We start from the raw sequence: 20,284 nt of genomic DNA, 5'->3' as shown, positions 1-20,284 counted from the left end.
ATTCGAAGCGAAAGACGGTCTCGCTCAGCCCGCGCGGCGCCTGAGCGGGGCCCAGATCCGCCATCCCGAACGGAGCAACCGGATCATGAGTGGCTCCGCTTCCTTCCCTGCCCCGACATCCCGCCCTCGATCCTCGTGCGCCTGAAACCCGGAAGCCAGTCATGAGCGCCTTCGATGTCCGTGATCTGCTGGATGCGGCCGGCCGGTTCGGCCCCCAGGCCGACGCCAAGCCGAGCCCCGCGATGCTGCCCGCCGAGGCCCTGGCGCGTCCGGCGCCGCCGGCCCTGCTGTCGCCGGTGGTGCTGGCCGGCTGCGTCCGGATCGCCGAATTCGCGCTGATCGCGATGGTCGGCGTCGGCGTGCATCAGGTTCAGCTCGCCGGGATCGTCCCCCTCTCGCCGCGCTATCTGGCGGCGACACTCGGCGTCGCGGTCCTCGCGCCGTTCCTGCTCCAGGCCACCGGCGCCTATCGCATGGGGGCGTTCCGCTCGCTGGCGGGGTCGGCCCTGCGCCTGGCCGGCGCCTGGTCCCTCGCCTTCCTCATCGTCGCCACCGTGATGGTCTTCGCCAAGATCGCGGATCATTATTCCCGCGTCTGGCTGGCGAGCTTCTACCTCGGCGGACTCGCGAGCCTGGCGGTCGGGCGCTTCGCCCTGACCCGCTTCATCGATTCGCAGCGCCAGCGCGGCCATCTCGACCGGCGCACCGCGATCGTCGGCGGCGGCCCCGTGGCCGAGGACCTGATCCGCGCCCTCGACGCGCAATCCGAGTGCGGTGTGCGCATCGTCGGCGTGTTCGACGATCGCGGCGACATGCGGTCGGACACCGTCGTGGCCGGCTACCCGAAGCTCGGGACCGTGAACGATCTCGTCGCCTATGCGCGCAGCACGCGCCTCGACCTCATCATCTTCACGATCCCGATCGCCGCCGAGGATCGCATCCTGCAGATGCTGGCCAAGCTCTGGGTCCTGCCGATCGACATCCGCCTCTCGGCCCAGGCCTCGAAGCTGCGCCTGCGTCCGCGCGCCTATTCCTACCTCGGCGCGGTGCCCGTTCTCGACGTGTTCGACAAGCCGATGGCCGATTGGGACATCGTCGCCAAGAACATCTTCGACCGCGTGGTCGGGCTCGCGATGCTGCTGGCGCTGGCTCCCGTGATGCTCGGCGTGGCCCTGGCCGTGCGCCTCACCTCCCCGGGTCCGGTCCTGTTCCGGCAGAAGCGCTACGGCTTCAACAACGAGTTGATCGAGGTCTACAAGTTCCGCTCGATGTACGTGAACCAGAGCGATGCGGGCGCCGCCAAGCTGGTGACGCGCGATGATCCCCGCGTGACCCGCGTGGGCCGCTTCATCCGCAAGACCTCTCTCGACGAGCTGCCGCAGCTCTTCAACGTCATCAAGGGCGAGCTGTCCCTGGTCGGTCCCCGCCCTCACGCCCTCCAGGCCAAGGCCGCCAACACCCTCTACGATCAAGTCGTGGACGGGTACTTCGCCCGCCACAAGGTCAAGCCCGGCATCACCGGCTGGGCCCAGGTCAACGGCTGGCGCGGCGAGACCGACACCAGCGACAAGATCCAGAAGCGCGTCGAGCACGACCTGCACTACATCGAGAACTGGTCGATCCTGTTCGACATCCGGATCATGTTCGCGACCCCGATCTCGCTGTTCCGCACCAAGAACGCGTATTGATCCCACCAGCCCGGTGCCGGCAGGCCGCGCGCTGGCCACAGGCACCCGACACGCAAAGGGCCGCGCCTCCCGGGAGGCGCGGCCCTTTGATTCGTGGCCGGTCGACGGGACGGAAACCGGCCTACGGCAGCGCGCCGGCTTTCTTCTTGGCCTCCGTCATCGTGTCCTCGCAGCCCTTCATGTCGCCGGCCTTGTCCTGCGCGCGAGCCTTCTTGATCAGGTCGCGGGCGTCGGAGACGCCGCCGGCGCTGGCCGTGGTCGACGGATCGGTCGGCTTGCCCTTCGGCGCGTGATCGAGGGCCTTGTCCGAGTGCGAGGAGGTCGGGCCGCCGGCCGGCTCCTTGCCGGTCACCTGCTCCGCGCCGGCACTGTCGAGGCGGCGCTCGATCGTGGCGATCTGCTCGGAGCAGGACGAGGCGAGGACGGGCCCGGCGGTACCGAGCAGGGCGAGGGCGGCCGGCAGGACGAAACGCATGAAGGGCTCTCCGGATGGGGCGGCCGCCCCGACGGGCAGCCTTATTTCAGCAGGGTCGCCAGAGAAGCGCCCGCGGGGGACGAGAGTTCCTTCGCGTCGATGGTCCCCTCGGCATCCGGGTCTGCGGCCTTGAAGCGCGCCGCCACCACGGCGAGGTATTCCTTCTTGTCGAGGGTGCCGTCGCTGTCCGGGTCGGCGGCCTTGAGCTCGGCGGCGGTGAGGAGGCCGTTCAGCTCCTTGGCGTCGAGCGTGCCGTCCTTGTCGGGGTCGAGCATGTCGAACTTCTTGGAGGCGGCGGCCTGAGCCTCGGCGAGATCGATGGTGCCGTCCTTGTCCGGATCGAAGGCGGAGACATCGGCCGCGAGGGCGGGAACGGCGAAGCCGAGCAGCGCGGTCAGGATCGCGACGGCGGACAGGCGAGACGACATACTGAATACTCCGAAGATCAGGCGGAAGAACATTCGTGTTCTTCAAAAGAAGGCCATGACGAGGCGGAATCTGCCCGAGTCACGACGAGTCGAGTCGGCGACTCGACTTGGCTCTATCTAGATGAATCGGGAGAATCAGGCAAGTGCCTTCGGGATATTTTGGACCCCAACCCGGGCTATAGCCGCAGGAGCGCCGCCTGATCACCGCATCATGCGGGTCCGGGTGCTCTCACCGCATGGACGAGCCTGCGGCCAGGGTAGAGAGGCCCCCAAACGAAGAACGGCGCGGATCCTGGGATCCGCGCCGTTACATTCTCTCCAGGAAGGAGCCGTCAGTATTTGCGGATGATCGGCTCGGCCATCGGCACGGGGTCCGCGCCGAAGGAGTAGCGCAGGCCGGCGTAGATCGAGAGCGGCTGGGCCAGGGTCGTCGTGCGGACGTCGCTGACCAGGTAGCGGTTGGCGACGAGGCCGGGCTCGAAGAACGTCCCGAACGTCGTGTAGCGGTTGTTGGTCAGGTTCGTGATGAGGCCGAAGACCTGCAGGTTCTTGGTCACCTGATAGGAGGTGTTCAGGCCGAGCACGAAGTAGGCGGGCAGCTTCGGGTTCAGGTTCGACTCGTCGCCCCGGTAGTAGGACGAGGAGAAGGCCTGAAGGTTCATGCCGAAGCGCCAGCCCGGCAGGACCGTGTAGTCGAACCCGACCTTGAACTGGTGGTTGGGGATCAGCGGGACCTGCTTGCCGGGCGTCACCAGGATCTGTCCGGGAAAACCGTTGGCGTCGGTCGTGGAGAGGGGGTTGTTCGGCGAGGAGAGGTTGCCGGTGAACTGGAACGTGGCGTCGATCAGGGCGTAGTTCGCGTAGACCGAGAGATCGCCACGGCTGTACTCGGCGCCGACCTCGACGCCCTGGCGCCGCGTCGACGGCACGTTCACGAAGTAGCCCCGGGCCGAGTTGCCGGGGGTCGCGAGTTGCAGGATGTCGTTGGCGAGGTCGTTGCGGAACGCGGAGACCTTGTAGGTGAGCAGGCCGCCATCGTAGAAATTCGGGATCGAGCCGCGGATGCCGACCTCGTAGTTCTGGGCGGTCACCTGCTTCAGCGGCGGGTCGGCGACCAGCGAGTTCGGCAGCAGGCAGGGCCGGTCCGGGTTGGCGCAGGCCAGTTCCAGCGGCGTCGGCGCGCGGTTCGATTCCGAGTAGCTGCCGAAGAGCGAGAAGCCGGGTGTGAACCGGTAGGTCAGGCCCGCGAGCGGGTTGACCTTGGTGAAGTAGTGGGTCCCGTTCACGTCCGGCGAGAACCCGGTCTGGTCCTGCGTGGACACGCGGGCGAAGTTCAGCCGGGCACCGGCGGTCAGCGAGAGCGCGTCGGTGAGATCGATGGTGTCGGTGGCGTAAAGGCCCATGTAGAGGTTCGAGCCGAGCACCGCGCTCGGCGCGATGCCGAGCGCCCCGTCCGTCCGCAGCAGCGTGGTGCCGAGCCCCTCGACGAACCCGTAGGTCGGGTTGTTCGGATTGGTGGTCACCGACAGGTCCGGATTGATGATGCCGAGCGTGCTCGACGACTTGTAGCTGTAATCCGCCACATCGATGCTGCCGCCGACGACGAAGCTGTTGTTGAACCCGAACACGCGGTCGCGGTTGGCCGCCTGGAGCGAGCCGCCGTAGCCGGTCGCCTCGGTCTTCGTCACGTCGAGGGTGCCGTAGGGGACCAGACGGTTGGAGCCGGCCAGACGGGTGGCGTTGATCAACTGTCCGTTGGCGCCGCGCAGGCGGAGTTGATCGAACGCCACGTTGGGGAAGTTGTCGTCATCGAAGCGCAGGGCGTTGGGGGTCGAGCACGAGCTGCCGCAGCGCTCGAACTCCGCGTCGTTGCCGTCGACGTATTGCTGGCTGAAGCGGCGGAAATAGGCGTTGCCGGCGAGATCCCAGGTCGGGGAGATGTCGACCCGGCCGGTCACCTGCAGGGTGCCAAGCTGGGTGGTGGTGGTCTGCGGGTAGGTGAAGATCGCGCGCGGATCGACATGGGTGAAGTCGACCGGCGTCGCGGCGGCGGCGCCGAAGAACGTGCGGGCGAAGTTGCCGATCAGGTGAAATTCGGAATCGAGGGTGCGGTAGCCGAGGTCGGTGTAGATGCGCCCGATCGTGCTCGGCGACTGGTAGCGCCAGCCGCGGTCGTTGAGGCCGTCGCCGTTGAAGTAGAAGCTCCACGGGCCGATCATCTTGCCGTATTCGAGGCCGCCGGCGATGCGGCCGTCCGAGCCGCCGAGCACGGTGACGTCGGTGCCCTGCCAGGTGAAGCCGTTCTTCATCTGGATGTTGATGGCGCCGCCCAGCGCGTTGAGGCCGAAGACCGGGTTGCTCGTCACCACGTCGATGCGCTGGATCGCCGAGGGCGGGATCAGGTCGAGGTTGACGGTGTCGCCGAAGGCCTCGTTGATGCGCACGCCGTTCTGGTAGACGGCCAGCCCCTGCGGCACGCCCGTCACCGGAGAGGCCTGGAAGCCGCGATAATTGATGTCCAGGCGATTGTTGTTGCCCTGGGAGTCGGACAGGTTGAGGCCCGGCGTGCGGCGCGCGAGCGTGGCCACCGCGTTGAAGGTGCCGCGATCCACGTCCAGGTCGGCCGCCGTCACCGTCTCGACGGTGCTGGGAATCTTGTAGAGCGGCTGGGCGCCGCCCCTCAGCCGCGGCTCGGCCACCACCGGCAGCTGGCCGCCGGGCCCCTGCGTCACGGGTCCCCGGTAGAGGGAGTCGCCGATCGCGCCCACGGGCGTCGTCGCCACGACGCTGAGCTCGTCCAGGCTCACCGACTGCTGGCCGCCCGCGCCCTGCGCCAACGCGGCGCCGGGCATCAGAGCCACGGAAAGGAGCAGGCTGCTCCGCAGCGTCCGCTTCGACATCCCCATTCCCAGACCCTCGATCTTCTTACTGTTCTTGCCCCTTGGCCGGGGCTTCGATCACAGTCTTGAGAGAAGCGTGTGGGAAGGACAATCGCGCGCCGAGGCGATTCCGCGTTTTCGCGGCCTCAGGCTCTGCTTGGCCGGGAAGCGTGGCCCGCCGGCCACATTTTTTCGTATCCGTTCAGAGGCTTAGGGGAAGTCCAGCAAGTTTGTCGGGATAAAGTGGCAATCGTTCCGGAGGCCGCGAACGGGGCCGGAACGGCTCCGTCAGAGGCGCGCCTGGATGCGGCGGGCGATCTCGCCGAGGCGCTGTTCCAAGAGGGTCGGGACCTCGCAGACATAGGTCAGCGACTGGCTGCGCTCCTGGAAGATGCGCCGGTCCCAGGTGAACTTCGTCTCCAGTTCCGAGGCATCCTTGGGGATGTCGCGCGCATCCTGCGCGCTCGGGGAATCCTTGGTGGCGCTGATCTGATCGGCCTCATCGCGGATGCGCTCGGCCATGCGGCGCTGCCCTTGCGCGTAGCGGCCGATGCCCGAGATCACCTTGTTGCGCTCGCTGTTCAGGACCTCGAACACCCCGGCGAAGACGCGGGTGAGGCGCTTGTCCTTGTCGGCGCCCGCCTTGCTCGCGAAGTCGTCGAGCAGCGGGTCGACCTCGGAGAGGGCGGTCCGGCGCGAGGCGACCTTCTGGGCGAGCGCCGCGGCCTCGAAATCGTCGCCCCAGGGACCGGCGGCCTCAAGGTCCGGCCCGGTCCAGACCGTGCCGGGGCTCAGGGTCGAGACCTTGCGCTGGACGCAGGGCCAGTCGGGGTCGGCCTTGGGCTGGGCGACGGCCGGGCCGGCGCCGAGAACGAGGAGGGCGAAGCCCGCGAGGGCGCGCGGGGACGTCGAGGAACGGAACATCAGGCGTTGTCTCCGGCCGGGCCGCCGCGCCGGGCCATGATGCCGCGGCCGGGATCGTAGGCGACGACGGCGAGGGTGAAGAAGGTCAGCGTGGTGCCCACGACGACCGCGCAGGCGATCGGCTCGAACTGCCCGTAGAGGGCGAAGCGGACGAGCTGCACCGCGTGGGAGAAGGGATTGAGCTGGCAGATCCAGTAGAGCGTCTCGGAGGATTCGCGGATGCGCCAGAGCGGGTAGAGCGCCGAGGACGCGAAGAACATCGGGAAGATCACGAAGTTCATCACGCTGGCGAAGTTCTCCAGCTGCTTGACCATCGAGGACAGGAGCAGGCCGATGGCGCCGAGCATCAGCCCCGAGGCGATGAAGGCCGGCAGCGCCGCGACGTAGCCGATGGCCGGGATGTCGAGTTCCCAGAACCACGCGATGGCGAGGAAGGCGTAGGCCTGCACCACCGAGACGGTGACGCCCGCGATCAGCTTGGCCAGCAGCAGCAGCCAGCGCGGATAGGGGCTGGTGAGCAGCACCTTCATCGAGCCGACCTCGCGGTCGTAGACCATCGAGAGCGAGGATTGCATGCCGTTGAAGAGCTGGATCATCACCGCGAGACCCGGCACCACGTAGACCTCGTAGAGCACGTAGGTCTGGTAGGGCGGCTCGATCGAGACCCCGAGCGTGTTGCGGAAGCCCGCCGCGAAGATGAACAGCCAGACCAGCGGGCGCACCAGGGCCGAGAAGAAGCGCTCCTTCTGGTTGAAGAAGCGCAGCAGTTCGCGGCGGACGATGCCGCCGAGGCAGATGAGGTAGCCGACCGCGTCGAGGCGCCCGAGATGGGGGGTGGATCGCTCCGCCAGGCCGGGCGTGGCCGGAGCCGAGAGGGTGGGCGGTGTCGTCATGCGGCCTGCCTCGGAGGTTCGGCGACGAGGCGCCGGAAGGCGGCCTCCAGGGTCTCGTCGCCCTGCGCGATGGAGCCGGCGGTGCCGCGCGCCACGATGCGGCCCTTGTGCAGCACGACCGCCGCGTCGCCCGCGTCGATCTCCTCGAAGATGTGGGTGGCCCAGAGCACCGACAATCCCTCCTCGCGCACCAGGGTGCGGACGATGGCGACGATGTCGGCGCGCGACTCGAGATCGAGCCCCACGGTGGGCTCGTCGAGGAGCAGCAGACGCGGCTCGTGTACCAGGGAGCGGGCGATCTCGATGCGGCGGGACTGGCCGCCCGACAGGGTGCGCACCTTGTCGTCGCGCCGGTCGCTCAAGCCCACGCGGGCGAGGAGCCCGGCGATCCGCGCCTTGGCGGCCTTGCGGGTGATGCCGTGCAGGCTGGCGTGGTAGAGCAGGTTCTGCTCCACGGTGAGGTCGGTATCCAGGGTGCGCGCCTGGAACACCACGCCGAGGCGGGCGAGCGCCCGGCTCGGCTCCCGGTCGAGGGCGTGGCCCAGGATCGAGACCCGTCCGTCCTGGTTCGCGTAGAGCCGGGTGATCACCGAGAACAGGGTCGTCTTGCCGGCTCCGTTCGGCCCGAGCAGGGCGGTGAAACGCCCGCGCGCCACGCTGAGCGAGACGTCCGACAGGGCCGCCCGCGCACCGAAGCGGTGGCTGACATTCGCGACGTCGAGGGCGGGGGTGGCGTTCACGGCTTCAGGGCCCGCTTGGCATCCCCGACCGCGTCGAGGCACTCGTCGAACTCGCCCTCCCCCAGCTCGCGCTCAGCGACCCGCAGGGCCTTCTTCAGCTTCGGCTGGACCGCCTCCGGAGCCGGCCTGGCGATCTCGGCCCTGATCATCGCGATGCCCTCCTGACAGGCGGCCTTGTCGTCCGCGAGGGCGGGCGCGGCCGACACGAGGGTCGCGAGGGCGAGGAGGGCGAGGCGCATCGCTGGGATTCCGGGTTGATGAGGAACTTGCTTGACCAGAAACTCACTTCACGACGAATTTGCCGGTCATGCCCTTGGACTCGAGTCCACGGACCGACCAGGGGTACTCACCGGGCTTGATGGTCACGAACTCGATCGCGATCTCGCCCGGATCGTCGAATTCGAGGTGGTCCGGCGGGCCGCTGCCGTGGATCTCCAGGTGCTGGATCACGATCTGGTTGAACCAGATGTTGCGGAAGAACTCGGTGGCGTAGAACTTGTACTCCTGCCGGCCCTTGGCGACGATGCGCAGGCGGTAGGCCTTGCCGGATTCGAGCTCGATCTCCCGGTTCTCGACCACGAAGTCGTTGCCCTCCTCGTTGCCCAGCACGAGGTCCGGCAGGTTGGCGCGCTTCTTCGTCAGGTCGAGGGCGTGTGCCGGCTTCGGCGCCAGCAGGGCCGGTCCGGCGGCGAGGGCCGCCGCCAAAGCGAGGGCGGTGAGCCGCAGCGTCCGCTTCATGTCGTCATCCTCCCGTTCGCCGCCTTCGGGCGGTCGTCGTTCTGCGTGCCGTCGTCGGGCCGGGCGCCGCAGCGCGGCGCCGGAACGACGGCGGTCGCGGCAAAGATCAATTCGGCGAGACCGCGACCCCCCAGGGCAGCAGCCCCACGGGAATGCTCTTGATCACTTTCTCGGCCGCCACGTCCACCACCGAAATGTCGTTGGAGGAGCCGTTGGTGGAGAACAGCAGCTTCTGGTCCGGCGTGAAGGCGAGCTGCCAGACGCGCTGGCCCACGGGCAGGTACTTCTCCACCGCGTAGGTCTTGGCGTCGATCACCGCGATGCGGTTGGCGGGTCCGAGCGCCACGAAGGCCTTCGTGCCGTCCTTGGTGATGCGGATTCCGACCGGCTGGATCGCCTCGTCGTTCACGCTCGGGATCTTGAAGGTGATCTTCTTGATCACGCGGCGCGCGGCGACGTCGATCACGCTGATGGTGCCGCCGACCTCGGCCGAGACCCAGAGGAGCTTCCCGTCCGCCGTGAATTCGGCAAAGCGCGGCCGGGCGTCCACGAGCACGTTGTCGATCACCGCGAAGGTCGTGGTGTCGATGAAGTGAGCCATGTTGGTGGTCTCGGAGGTGTTCACCAGGATCTTGCCGTCCGGCGACAGGCCCATGCCTTCCGGCTCGACGCCCACGGGCACCTCGGCCATGACCTTGTTCTTCTCGACGTCGATGACCGTGACTTGGCTGTCGTCCTCGTTGGCGACGTAGAGCAGGTTGCCCTGGGGGCCGAGGATGAACTGCTCCGGATCGGGGCCGGAGCGGAGCGAGCGGACCACCTTGCCGGTGCTGGTGTCGAGCACGTCGATGCGGTCGTCGTCGCTGGCGCAGACGAACAGTTCCTTGCCGTCCTTGCTGGTGGTGACGCCGCGCGGGCGCCGGCCGACCTTCCAGGTGGCGGTCACCGCCATGCTCTCGCTGTCGATGACGCTGACGGAGTTGCCCTTCTCGTTCGTGACGTAGACCGTGTAGGCCTGCGCCGGCGTGGCCCCGGTGAGCGCCGTGCCGGCGAGCATCGCCAGACCGAGCATCGCCAAGCCCTGCTTAGCCAGGCCCGGCATCGTTCCGGACGCACCTGCCCTGAAGCCGCGATTCATGGGGTTCCTCCTCGGGACCATCGCCGTCTCGTGCGCGATTGATCGAGCGTTACTATAGTGCAGCCCCGTGTCACGGGGAGCGTGCGACCGCAAGCGGGGATCGATCCGTGTTGCCGCAGGTGGACCGCCTCGCCCATGCGTGCCGCTACTCGGCGAATTTGCAGGTCGTCTCGGGCAAATCGGTGCCGAGGGTGTCCAGCGGCGTGCGCTGGTGCGTGAAGCCCTGCTCGGGCGCCACCGAGACCATGGCTTTGGGCTGCACCACGATGATGGGCTGGCGCAGCTGGTGGTCCCAGGGACGGTAGGTCAGGGAGACGCCCTTGTAGGCCGGCAGGCTGAAAGCCGGATCGGCGAAGTAGGGCGCCAGCACCGCCGGATCGGCGGTCTTCTTCTGGGTCGCCGCCTCGCCCACCGAGCGCACCGCCGCCCAGGCCTGATAATCGAGGGGGCGCATCAGCCGGCCGCTCTGGCGCCGGAACCGGTTCTGGGCCTGCGCCGCGCCCCAGGTCTCCAGGGTCGGGTGCCAGGTGCTGGCGATCAGCCCCTGCGTGCCGGCCACGGGGCGCGGATCGACGGTGCGGAACGGAACGTAGTCGCCCCAATCCCCGGCCTCGTCGGCCACCACCGCGATGTCGTAGTCGAGCCCCCGGGTGAAGACCATCGCCTCGGAGCGGGTCGGCGTGTCGCCGCGCGCCTTGGCCAGCGGCCCGAAGGTCCAGGGCTTCTCGGCGCTGATCTTCAGGTTGAACTTTCGCGCCGCTTTCTTGAAGGCCTCCGCGTAGAGCCGGTCGTTCTCCTGCGGCCCGACAATCAGGAACATCTTGCGCCAGCGCATCAGGGTGAAGAACTGCGCCAGCGCATCGGTCTGCATCGCCCGGCTCGGGACGACGTGGAAGACGTTGCGCCGGCAATCGGCGCCGCGCAGGCGGTCGTCGGGAGCCGCGACGTTGAAGATCGTGACGCCCTGCCCCTTGAGCGCGTCCGCGATGGCGAGCAATTCGCCCGCCGGCAGCGCCACGATGAGATAGCGGATACCGCGCCCCGCCAGATCGCGCGCCGCCGCGACCGCGTCCTTGTCCCCGTCGAGGGCGATCTCGTCCAGCAGGTAGGTCTGCTTGGTGAAGCGGCCGGTGTTGTTGTTGTCCTTGATCGCCATCCGGGCGCCGGCGACGCCCTCGTCCTCCGGAACCGCCTCGGCGTCGTAGGAGGACGGCGCCGGTTCGGGCCGGTAGATCATCCCGATATGCGTCTCGCTCGGATGGATCGCCGGCGCGGCGGCCGGCCGGGCCTCAGTGCTAGGCGCCTGGCCGGACGCCTGGCCGGGCGGTTGGGTCGAATCCTGGGCGAAGGCCGCGTCGAGGCCGGGGCCGCACAGCCCCAGGCTGAGGGCGAGCGGGGCGAGGAGGATGTGGGTCGGCATGGGCATGTGGCGGGCAGGCTAACAAGATTGCGGCCGCCCGCTCAATCATCGTTTGATAAGGAATTCATAAGCTCGCGGGGCGGATCACGCCGCGTGCGGCCGGCGAAAGGGCCCCCCGCGCCGTCTCGCGCCGGCCGTGAACGGCGCCCCGGCGCCGGCCCGGTCCGCCCGACCCACGATTGCACCGAACCGCGATTCCGGGCAGATCTCCTCCGGGCGGATCGCCTCCGAGCGGATCTCGGCGGATGAGACCGAACCCGCCGGATCATGCGGGCCATCGCGCGCGTTGCCCGAGCGTTCCGGGCTCGTCGTCGCTCGGCCTCGTCACCGTTCCGGCTTGCCGACCCCGCCTTGCCAACCCAGCGGAGAGCGTCCTCCTCATGGTCCGTTTCCTGCCCCGCTCCCGATCCGGATGGACGCTCGGCGCCGCGCTGGCGACCGCCGCCCTGTCGAGCCTCGCCGCCACGAGGCACGCCGAGGCCGCGCCCGAGAAGGCCGCGATCTTCGGCGTCGAGCTGTTCGATCCCGGCGTGGTCGGCGGACGCAAGGCCCGGCCGGACGAGGTCCGGCGCCTCGGGCTGGTCACCGAGGAACTGCGCAAGGCCCTCGGCGACAGCGTCGAGCCGGTCGACGTCGCGCCCCAGGCAGCCGAGATCGCCAAGCAGGCCCCGCTCTACAAGTGCGACGGCTGCGCCGCCGCCATCGCCAAGACGCTGGGGGCGGACCTCGCCGTCAGCGGCTTCGTCGAGAAGGGCTCGAACCAGATCTTCAACCTCACCGTCACCATCGCGGAGGCCGCCACGGGCAAGGTCATCCGGGGCGGCCGCGTGGTGATTCGTGCCGACACCGACGACACCTGGGCGCATGCCATGCGCTGGGTGGTGAAGAACCGCCTCCTCACCGAGCCCCTGCCGAACCGCTCCTGAACCGGGGCGTGACGGAGCGGGGGGCTTTCCTTTATCCTGCCGCTTGCTCTACGCCGCCTGCGTCCGGCAATCCGCCGAACATTGCCCCGGCCGTGCCACACAGGCGCGGCGCTTCCCGACCCGGGCGTCGTCGAGGGTCTCCGCGAGACCCCGAACAACCGAAACCCGTGCTGATGTCCGCTCCCCGCGTCCAAGCTCCACTTCACCGGGCCCCGTTCGATCCGGCCGCCGCCTTTCCGCGCCTCCTCGTGAGCGTGCGCGATGCCGATGAGGCGGACCTGTCCACACGCGCGGGCGCCGATCTCGTCGATGCCAAGGACCCGGCGCGGGGCGCGCTGGGGGGGCTGCCCTCGGACGCTGTCCGCGCCATCGTGGAACGGGTGGAGAGGCGCGCGCCGACCAGCGCGGTGGCGGGCGAGGCGGAGGCCGCGTCCGGGCTACTGCCCGGCATCGCCGCCATGGCGGGCACGGGCGTCGACTACGTGAAGGTGGCCGTCCGTGACGTCTGGTCACGGGAGAATCTCGCCGCCCTCGCCGCCGCCGCGCCCGGCCGCCTGATCGCGGTCCTGTTCGCGGAGACGATGCCGGTCACGCAAGGCGCCGCGGACCTCGTGTCGCGCCTCGCTCGCGCCGGCTTCCTCGGCGCGATGATCGACACCGCCGGAAAGGACGGCCGCCGCCTCACCGACCACCTGCCTCCGGAGGCCCTGGCGGCCTTCACCCGGACCTGCCGGTCGCAGGGACTCCTCTCGGGCCTCGCCGGCTCCCTGGCCCTGGCCGACATCGCGGCCCTGGCGCCGCTCGGCGCGCATTACCTCGGATTTCGCGGCGGTCTCTGCGAGGCCGGCGACCGCAGGCGCGGCCTCGAATCCGGCCGGGTGATGGAGGCCGTCCGCGCCTTGCGCGCCCATGCCCGCCGGGATGCCGCGTGATGCGGAGCACCCGATCCGCGACCGTCGTGAAGATCGGCGGCAGCCTCGTCGCCGATGCGGGCCGGCTGCGGGCCCTGCTCGCGGGGCTGGCGGTCGGGGACAGGGGACCCTGCATCGTGGTTCCGGGCGGCGGCCCCCTCGCCGACGCCGTGCGGGTGACGCAGCGGGCCCTCGGGCAGCGCACACCCGGCATGTCCGACGCCCTCGCCCATCGCCTCGCCCTCGATGCCATGGGCCACATGGCCGAGATCCTGTCGGAGCTGGAGCCCCGGCTGGTCGTGGCCCGCGACATGGCGGCGATCGCGGCGGGCCTCGCGGCCGGGAGGGTTCCGATCTGGAACCCCGTCGCCCTGAAGGAGGGCCACCCGGCCATTCCCGAGACCTGGCGCGTGACCTCCGACAGCCTCGCGGTCTGGCTGGCCACGACGCTCCAGGCGCCGCTCTGCCTCCTGGTGAAGTCCGCCGACCGGCCGGCCGTGATGAGCTGGGCCGACCTCGCCCGCGTCGGCTTCGTCGATGCGGCCTTCCCGGCCTTCGCGGCCCGCTATGCGGGCGACATCGCCATCCTCGGTCCCCGGACGGACCAGGCGGGCGCGGCGGCGGAGACCGTCGCGTGAGCGCCGCCGAGCACGCCAAGCCCGAGCACGGCACGCCCGAACATCTGGTCTTCATCACCGGCCGCATGGCCAAGGCGCGCCTGGAGAAGGTCGCCGCCACCCTGCCGCCCGAGCGCTTCGCCTGGAGCATCGCCGATGCCGGCGTGAAGGTCGCCGCCCTGATGACGGAGGAGATCATCCGCCGCCGGGTGACGATCCCCGAGGGCGCCACCCGCATCGTCCTGCCGGGGCGCTGCCGGGCGAACCCCGACGCGCTCGCCCGGCATTTCGGCCTGCCCGTGGAGCGCGGCCCCGACGAGATCGTCGACCTGCCGGCCTATCTCGGATTGGCCGGGCGCAAGGTCGACCTGTCGCGCCACGACCTGCGCATCTTCTCCGAGATCGTCGACGCATCGAAGATGACGCCCGACGAGATCCTGGCCAAGGGCCTCGACCTCGCCCGGCGCGGCGCCGACGTGATCGACCTCGGCGGCCTGCCCGACACGGATTTCCCGCATCTCGAGGATTGCGTGCGCCTGCTGAAGGGGGCGGGCCTGAAGGTCAGCGTCGATTCGTTCTCGCTGGACGAACTCACGCGCGGCGCGAAGGCGGGGGCCGACTACCTTCTCAGCCTCAACGAGGACACCCTCGACCTCGCCTTCGAGACCGACGCGGTGCCGGTCCTCGTGCCCGTGCGGCCCGACGACCTCGCCTCCCTCGACCGCGCCATCGCGCGGATGGAAAAGGCCGGCCGCCCCTACATGGCCGACCCGATCCTGGAGCCGATCCATTTCGGCTTCGTCGAATCCATCACCCGCTATCATGAGACACGTCGGCGCTGGCCGGGGATCGAGATGATGATGGGCACCGGCAACCTCACCGAGCTGACCGAGGCCGACAGTCTCGGCGTCACCGCCCTGCTGGTGGGCATGTGCTCGGAACTCGCCATCCGCAACGTGCTGATCGTGCAGGTCTCGAACCACACCCGCCGCACGGTGGAGGAGCACGACGCCGCCCGCCGGGTGATGTTCGCGGCCAAAGCCGATTCGGCGCTTCCCAAGGGATATGGGCGCAGCCTGCTGGCGCTTCACGACAAGCGCCCCTATGTGCAGACCCCGGACGAGATCGCGGCCCAGGCGGCCGAGGTGAAGGACCCGAACTACCGCATCGCCGTGGCCGAGGACGGCATCCACGTCTTCAACCGCGACGTCCATACGATCGGCACCGACGCGATGGCCTTCTTCCCCGATCTCCAAAAGGCCGGCGACCTGGCGAGCGACGGCGCCCATGCCTTCTATCTCGGCGGCGAACTGACCAAGGCCGAGACCGCCTGGCGCCTCGGCAAGCGCTACGTGCAGGACGAGGCCCTGGCCTGGGGCGCGGCCGCCGAGGCGGAGGTCGAGGACACCACCGCCTTCAAGAAGGCCGGGCACACCAGGCATTCCGGCCCCGACGCGGCCGGGACGGCGGCACGCGACGCGACCCCGGCCGAGGCTGGCGCGGCGCCGCCTGAGACCACGGGCCCGGAGGAGGCGCGCGCCGCCGACGCGCTCTCCGAGACGCCTCGGGATGCGGGCGCCCGCATCGTCTGCGGCAGGCTCGTGCCCGCGAAGGAAGCCTGAGCCCGTGCCGCTGATCCTCGAGACCGTCGTCACCACGACCGCGCCGGACGGCGCGATCCACCTCGTGCCGTTCGGCCTGATCCAGGAGGGGCCGGACTGGATCCTCGCCCCCTTCCGGCCCTCCCCCACCATCCTCAACCTCGCGGCCAACCCGGTCTTCGCCGCCTCCAGCCCCAGCGACGTGCGGGTGATCGCCGGCGCCGTCACCGGCCGGCGCGACTGGGCCACCCTGCCCTGCGAGCGCATCGCAGGGCGCCGCCTCGCCGAGAGCTTCGGCCACGCGGAGTTCGAGGTGGCGGCGGTGGAGGACGATGTCGTGCGGCCGCGTTACCGGGGACGGATGGTTCACGCGGCAGCGCACATGCCGTTCATCGGCTATAACCGGGCGCAGGCTGCGGTGCTCGAGGCGGCGATCCTCTCCACCCGTCTGCACATGCTGGAGCCGGACAAGATTCTGACCGAGATGCGCTATCACGCCATCGCGATCGCCAAGACCGCCGGGCCCGCCGAGCGCGAGGCCTGGGACTGGATCGAGGACAAGGTCGCCGCGGCGCTCGGCCGCGACGAGCGCATCCTCGAACGTTCCCCACCCGCACCCTAGAACGTGCATTTCCGAGGAGACGAAGACCCGATGAAGTTTCTCACTCTGACGACCGTGGCGGCGCTCGCCCTGGTGTCGTTCGGCGCCGAGGCACACGGCCCGACCCGCAAGAAGATCGAGGAGACCGTCGAGATCAACGCGGCTCCCGACAAGGTCTGGGCCGTGATCGGCAACTTCCAGGACATGAGCTGGCTGCCGCCGGTCGAGAAGACCGAGGGCAAGGGCGGCAACGAGATCAAGGCCACCCGTACGCTGACCCTCAAAGGGGGCGCCACGGTGGACGAGGAGCTGTACAAGTACTCAGGTGAGAAGATGAGCTACTCGTATCGGATCACCAAGGTCGACGTGAAGACACTGCCGGTGAACGACTATTCCTCCACCATCAAGGTCGAGGATGCCGGCAGCGGCAAGTCCAAGGTCGTCTGGGACGGCGCCTTCTACCGCGGCTACATGAACAACGATCCGCCGCCCGAACTGAACGACGAAGCCTCTCAGAAGGCCGTGCGCGGCCTCTATCGCGAGGGCCTCGACGCCCTGAAGGCCAAGATCGAAAAGAGCGGTTCTTGATCGCTTCGCACTTTGCGACGGGGATGGGCCGGCGTCTCGCCGGCCCTCTCCTCCTCGGTCTGGGGCTGCTCGGTCCGGGGCTGCTCGGCGCCCCGGTCCGCGCCGACGAGGCCCTCGTCACCGCGCAGGGGGCCAACGTCCTCGCCATCGTCGATCTCGAGGCCGGCACGGTCGCCGCGCAGGTGCCGGTCGACGGTGCCCCGGCGGGCATCGCCGTCTCCCCGGACCGCCGGACCGCCTTCGTCACCCGGCCCGAGGGACCGAGCCTCGCCACGATCGATCTCGCCACCCGCACGGTGACGGGAACCCTCGCCCTTCCCGGCGGCCCCCTCGGCATCGCGGTCAACCCGAAGAGCGGGGCGGTCTATGTGGCCGACTGGTACGGCAGCCGGATCTTCGTGGTCTCGCCGGACGGGTCCAGGCTCGACACCGAGATCCAGGTCGGCGCCTCGCCCTCCGGCATCGCTGTCACCCCCGACGGCGCCACGATCCTGGTGGCGAACCGCGAGGGCAACTCCGTTTCGGTGGTCGATGTCGCGACCGCCCGGGAAATCCAGAAGATCCCCGTGGGTGAGCACCCGTTCGGCATCACCCTCGATCCCGAGGGAGCCCGCGCCTACACCGCCAACGTGACCTCGAACGACGTCTCGGTGATCGATATCGCCGGCCGCTACGAGCTCGGCCGCGTCACCACGGGCGAGCGCCCCTACGTGGTGGCCCTGGCCGGTCCGCGCGGCTTCGTCACCGATCAGTATTCGGGCACCGTGACGGTGTTCAACCTGAAGACGCTGACCAACGTCGCGGCCATCGAGGTCGGCGACCATCCCGAGGGCATCGCCGCCTCCCGCGACGGCCGCACCCTCACGGTCGCGAACTGGGGCTCGAACACGCTGAGCGTGATCGATGCCGAAACCCTGAAGGTGACCGGCGAGATCAAGGTGCCGGACGGCCCGCGCGCCTTCGGGGATTTCCTGCGGTAGGAATCCTCGATCCGGCGGGTGAAAGCCGGGCGTTCGGGGCGTGTCTCGAACGGTCGGGACGCGGGGCGAGCGGACCTCGGCATCGCGTGCTGAAGCCGACGTTCTGCGTTCGACCCGTTGCGGGACCTGGGAAGGGCTGTTTTCGGGCTGCTCGCTGACACAAGAGGGTACAACCGGGTTGAGTGATTTCGCGACGGTCTGCTTCCAGGCGAGCAAGGAGAACAGCGGAGTTGAAGTAAATTGTACAGAACCGCCAAAAGCAGTCCAATTTCTTCAATTTTCTCTTAATGCAAAAAATTCTCAGATATAGCCGGTCTCTATATCTACTGCATATGAAAATTCCGTTGCTGGCGGCCTACCTATGATGAAAGAAATCGACCGACTTGATCACAGAAGAACGCCGGCTCCTCCTCAGCCACGAAATGCCCGCTTTCCTCTGCGACGATACTCTTAACCTTCGTCGCTCGCGACCGTATTGCAGTCGCGAGACTACCGCCGACACTATGCCGACCACCAATCGTCAAGAGGGGCAAGTCGAGTTTGCGATCACCGAACGAGGCAACGAGAGCGGCGTCGTTCGGCAAGGCTCGGTAAAGGTTGAAGCCGGCCGTCATCCCTCCTGGGGTCGCATAGTGCCGTGCATACTCGGTTATGGCCGCTTCCGTGATCGCGTCCTTACGGTACGACCATGCTTTGATCTGCGCGCTGATGTAGTCCCGCTCGCGCCCACGCGTCAGCATCTCAGGAAAACCAGACGCCATGTGGAAACCGTAGTGCCAGAGGCCGCCATGCAGCGCATCGCCGCTCTCGGTACCTGGCACCGAGCAATCGACGAGGACGAGCCTGTCGATGCATTCAGCGTGCAGGTGCGCCAGGACGTAGGCCACCTTGCCGCCCATGTCGTGGCCAACAACGTGCGCTCGACCACCGGCTGCCTTGAGGATGAGGGCAGCGATATCAGCGGCGAGGGTGCGCTTGTCGTACCCGGACTCAGTCCGCTCGGAGAGACCCATTCCGCGAAGATCAGGCGCGATAAGGGTGAAGCGATCGGCAAGCCGCTCCATCGTGCCACGCCATGCGAACCATGTCTGCGGCCATCCGTGCAGTAGAACCACCGGTGGGCCGTTGCCGACAGCAACGTAGTGCAGCGTGACACCGTTCGCCTCCGCATAATGACGGGTGCCGCCGGGTGGCAGCAACGCGACGGCCGTTTCGCGAACTTGGGCGACGTCGGCACGTGCCTGCCTGCGTGGCAACAGAGACCCGGCCATTGCGCCAAGCAGGAGGGTTCTTCGTCCGAAATCCATCCACGCGCTCCATCCGTTGGGACAGCGCGAGTTTGATGATTTTTGCGTTTCGAGATATTGGCGATGCCGGCATGGTTTCCATAACCTGTGGTTATAGATGAACTGCTTGTCCGCCTTGCGTGTCTTCGTCCGCGTCGTCGAGCGAGGTTCCATGACGGCCGCTGGGCACGATCTTGGAATCTCGCAGCCCGCCGTCAGCAAGGTCCTGCGTGACCTCGAAACGCACACGGGAACTCGCCTCCTGCAGCGAAGCTCTCGGGCGATGCAACTCACCGAGCGAGGGCGCGTGCTCTATGATGCGACGAGCGGTGCGCTATCGACCATCGATGCCGCCCTTGAAGGTGTCAGGAGCGGCGCCGGCTCGATCGCAGGGGACCTGCACGTTCACGGTCCCGTCTGTGTCGGGGAGCGCCATCTGAGCCAAATCGTCTTCGACTTTCAAAGCCGTCACCCCGACGTGAAGGTTTCTCTGACGCTCGAAGACCGTGAAATCAATCTCATTGAAGCGAACATCGATCTCGCAGTGCGTGTCGGCCGACCCGAGGCGCAAAATCTGATCGTACGGCGCATCGGCACGAGCCGCCGCATACTGGTCGCATCGCCTGACTATCTTGCACGGAACGGGACGCCCAGGAGCCGCCGTGATCTCGCCCGCCACGGGTTGCTCGTCTCGACAACGATTGTCTCAAGACAGGGTATGATCACGCTCTGTCGCGGAGGGGCGATGACGGAGGTGCCCGCGCATCCCGTTCTCACGACCAACAATCCCCAAGTTCTGATTGGAGCCCTTGAAGCAGGGCTCGGTATTGGTACTGCGCAACAACTGCTTGTGGTCGATCAATTGGCGGCGAGACGTCTCGTCCGTGTCTTACCACAGGACGAGGTTAAGCCGAGCGAACTGTTTTTGACCTATGCTTCGGCGAAGTTCCTTAAGCCAACCGTCCGAGAGTTCATCGATTTCATGATCCCGGCTCTGCAACGGGTCGAAGGAATCAATTGATCTGAGCAAGAAGCGCGCACAAGCCGAAGTCCGCTGTCGCGCGTATAAGGGCTTGTCGCGAGCGACGAGCTTGGTTCGGAGCCAGAGTGTCCACTTTCCGCCGAAAGGTCAACGTCGACTCCCCGCCGATGCTGTGTGAAAACACAGAAGCTGTAGAAGGATTTGCCTCGCACACCCTGGGTCAAGGCCGGCGTAGGGACGCTGACGGCCTCACTCACCACTGCCACCTAGAATGCTCGGATGGCCGCAGCGTAGGAGATTGTTCCACAAGTTTGGTGCGAGCTTGCGTTCTCATACCAAATCCGTGTGATTAGCTCGGCATGGTTTGCTGGGGCCACCAGTGGAAGAGGGTGTTGGCGCGCAGGGTGTCTGGCTGGGCTTCGAGGTGTCGGCAGCGTTGCTCGATACGGTTCTGGACCTCGGGTAGCCG

20 protein-coding genes are annotated in these 20,284 nt (G+C 68.1%); 9 read left to right on the top strand and 11 right to left on the bottom strand.

What is annotated here, in order from left to right; translation table 11 throughout:
- Positions 1-161: 161 nt before the first annotated feature.
- Positions 162-1,688 (top strand): undecaprenyl-phosphate glucose phosphotransferase, encoded by a 1,527-nt coding sequence (locus MKK54_RS12325; protein WP_244011236.1) that lies wholly within the window; start codon positions 162-164, stop codon positions 1,686-1,688.
- A 121-nt stretch (positions 1,689-1,809) separates the two neighbouring features.
- Here MKK54_RS12325 and MKK54_RS12320 read toward each other — a convergent pair whose 3' ends face one another.
- The 10 genes from MKK54_RS12320 to MKK54_RS12275 all read right to left on the bottom strand — a co-directional run bounded on the left by MKK54_RS12320 (position 1,810) and on the right by MKK54_RS12275 (position 11,323).
- Positions 1,810-2,163 (bottom strand): hypothetical protein, encoded by a 354-nt coding sequence (locus tag MKK54_RS12320; protein WP_244011234.1) that lies wholly within the window; start codon positions 2,161-2,163, stop codon positions 1,810-1,812.
- A gap of 41 nt (positions 2,164-2,204) precedes the next feature.
- Entirely contained in the window at positions 2,205-2,591 is a 387-nt protein-coding gene (locus tag MKK54_RS12315; protein WP_244011233.1) for an EF-hand domain-containing protein, read from the bottom strand.
- A 332-nt stretch (positions 2,592-2,923) separates the two neighbouring features.
- Positions 2,924-5,491 (bottom strand): TonB-dependent receptor, encoded by a 2,568-nt coding sequence (locus MKK54_RS12310; RefSeq protein WP_244011231.1) that lies wholly within the window; start codon positions 5,489-5,491, stop codon positions 2,924-2,926.
- Positions 5,492-5,758: 267 nt separating this feature from the next.
- A complete protein-coding gene (locus tag MKK54_RS12305) occupies positions 5,759-6,394 on the bottom strand; it encodes a hypothetical protein (RefSeq protein ID WP_244011229.1) in 636 nt (211 codons plus the stop codon).
- Positions 6,394-7,287 carry an ABC transporter permease gene (locus MKK54_RS12300; RefSeq protein ID WP_244011227.1) on the bottom strand — a complete coding sequence of 298 codons (894 nt, stop codon included), beginning with the start codon at positions 7,285-7,287 and terminating at the stop codon, positions 6,394-6,396. Before MKK54_RS12300 ends, MKK54_RS12305 begins: the two co-directional genes overlap by 1 nt.
- A complete protein-coding gene (locus tag MKK54_RS12295; protein WP_244011226.1) occupies positions 7,284-8,027 on the bottom strand; it encodes an ABC transporter ATP-binding protein in 744 nt (247 codons plus the stop codon). The genes MKK54_RS12300 and MKK54_RS12295 overlap by 4 nt, the downstream gene beginning before the upstream one ends.
- Positions 8,024-8,266 carry a hypothetical protein gene (locus tag MKK54_RS12290; protein ID WP_244011224.1) on the bottom strand — a complete coding sequence of 81 codons (243 nt, stop codon included), beginning with the start codon at positions 8,264-8,266 and terminating at the stop codon, positions 8,024-8,026. Before MKK54_RS12290 ends, MKK54_RS12295 begins: the two co-directional genes overlap by 4 nt.
- A 43-nt stretch (positions 8,267-8,309) precedes the next feature.
- Complete coding sequence (locus tag MKK54_RS12285; protein ID WP_244011222.1) at positions 8,310-8,765, bottom strand: hypothetical protein; 456 nt, start codon at positions 8,763-8,765, stop codon at positions 8,310-8,312.
- Positions 8,766-8,871: 106 nt separating this feature from the next.
- Positions 8,872-9,867, bottom strand: coding sequence for a YVTN family beta-propeller repeat protein (locus MKK54_RS12280; protein ID WP_409564171.1), 996 nt, complete (start codon positions 9,865-9,867; stop codon positions 8,872-8,874).
- Positions 9,868-10,048: 181 nt separating this feature from the next.
- Complete coding sequence (locus MKK54_RS12275) at positions 10,049-11,323, bottom strand: ABC transporter substrate-binding protein (protein WP_409564170.1); 1,275 nt, start codon at positions 11,321-11,323, stop codon at positions 10,049-10,051.
- A 380-nt stretch (positions 11,324-11,703) separates the two neighbouring features.
- On the opposite strand from MKK54_RS12275, the gene MKK54_RS12270 reads away from it, so the two are divergent.
- The 7 genes from MKK54_RS12270 (at position 11,704) to MKK54_RS12240 (ending at position 17,547) form a co-directional block, all read left to right on the top strand.
- Positions 11,704-12,249: a DUF3280 domain-containing protein gene (locus tag MKK54_RS12270; protein WP_244011219.1), complete on the top strand. Its 546-nt coding sequence runs from the start codon at positions 11,704-11,706 to the stop codon at positions 12,247-12,249.
- Positions 12,250-12,422: 173 nt separating this feature from the next.
- The gene (locus MKK54_RS12265; RefSeq protein ID WP_244011217.1) at positions 12,423-13,181 is read left to right on the top strand and encodes a (5-formylfuran-3-yl)methyl phosphate synthase; all 759 of its coding nucleotides are present in this window, start codon (positions 12,423-12,425) and stop codon (positions 13,179-13,181) included.
- Entirely contained in the window at positions 13,181-13,798 is a 618-nt protein-coding gene (locus MKK54_RS12260; RefSeq protein WP_244011215.1) for a uridylate kinase, read from the top strand. The genes MKK54_RS12265 and MKK54_RS12260 overlap by 1 nt, the downstream gene beginning before the upstream one ends.
- Positions 13,795-15,399 (top strand): DUF6513 domain-containing protein, encoded by a 1,605-nt coding sequence (locus MKK54_RS12255; RefSeq protein WP_313898387.1) that lies wholly within the window; start codon positions 13,795-13,797, stop codon positions 15,397-15,399. Before MKK54_RS12260 ends, MKK54_RS12255 begins: the two co-directional genes overlap by 4 nt.
- A gap of 4 nt (positions 15,400-15,403) precedes the next feature.
- Positions 15,404-16,000: a DUF447 domain-containing protein gene (locus tag MKK54_RS12250; protein WP_244011214.1), complete on the top strand. Its 597-nt coding sequence runs from the start codon at positions 15,404-15,406 to the stop codon at positions 15,998-16,000.
- Positions 16,001-16,030: 30 nt separating this feature from the next.
- Complete coding sequence (locus MKK54_RS12245) at positions 16,031-16,567, top strand: SRPBCC family protein (protein ID WP_244011212.1); 537 nt, start codon at positions 16,031-16,033, stop codon at positions 16,565-16,567.
- Between the two features lie 23 nt (positions 16,568-16,590).
- Positions 16,591-17,547, top strand: a complete 957-nt coding sequence (locus tag MKK54_RS12240; RefSeq protein ID WP_244011298.1) for a YncE family protein — start codon at positions 16,591-16,593, stop codon at positions 17,545-17,547.
- 359 nt (positions 17,548-17,906) lie between these two features.
- Here the strand turns inward: MKK54_RS12240 and MKK54_RS12235 are convergent, their stop codons facing one another.
- The gene (locus tag MKK54_RS12235) at positions 17,907-18,854 is read right to left on the bottom strand and encodes an alpha/beta fold hydrolase (RefSeq protein ID WP_244011210.1); all 948 of its coding nucleotides are present in this window, start codon (positions 18,852-18,854) and stop codon (positions 17,907-17,909) included.
- Between the two features lie 97 nt (positions 18,855-18,951).
- Here MKK54_RS12235 and MKK54_RS12230 point away from each other — a divergent pair, with 97 nt between their 5' ends.
- Positions 18,952-19,854, top strand: a complete 903-nt coding sequence (locus MKK54_RS12230) for a LysR family transcriptional regulator (protein ID WP_244011208.1) — start codon at positions 18,952-18,954, stop codon at positions 19,852-19,854.
- Positions 19,855-20,284: the final 430 nt, after the last annotated feature.

The organism is Methylobacterium sp. J-068 (assembly GCF_022829445.1).
Taxonomy (GTDB): Bacteria; Pseudomonadota; Alphaproteobacteria; order Rhizobiales; family Beijerinckiaceae; genus Methylobacterium.
This window is presented reverse-complemented; position numbering and strand designations above follow the sequence as displayed.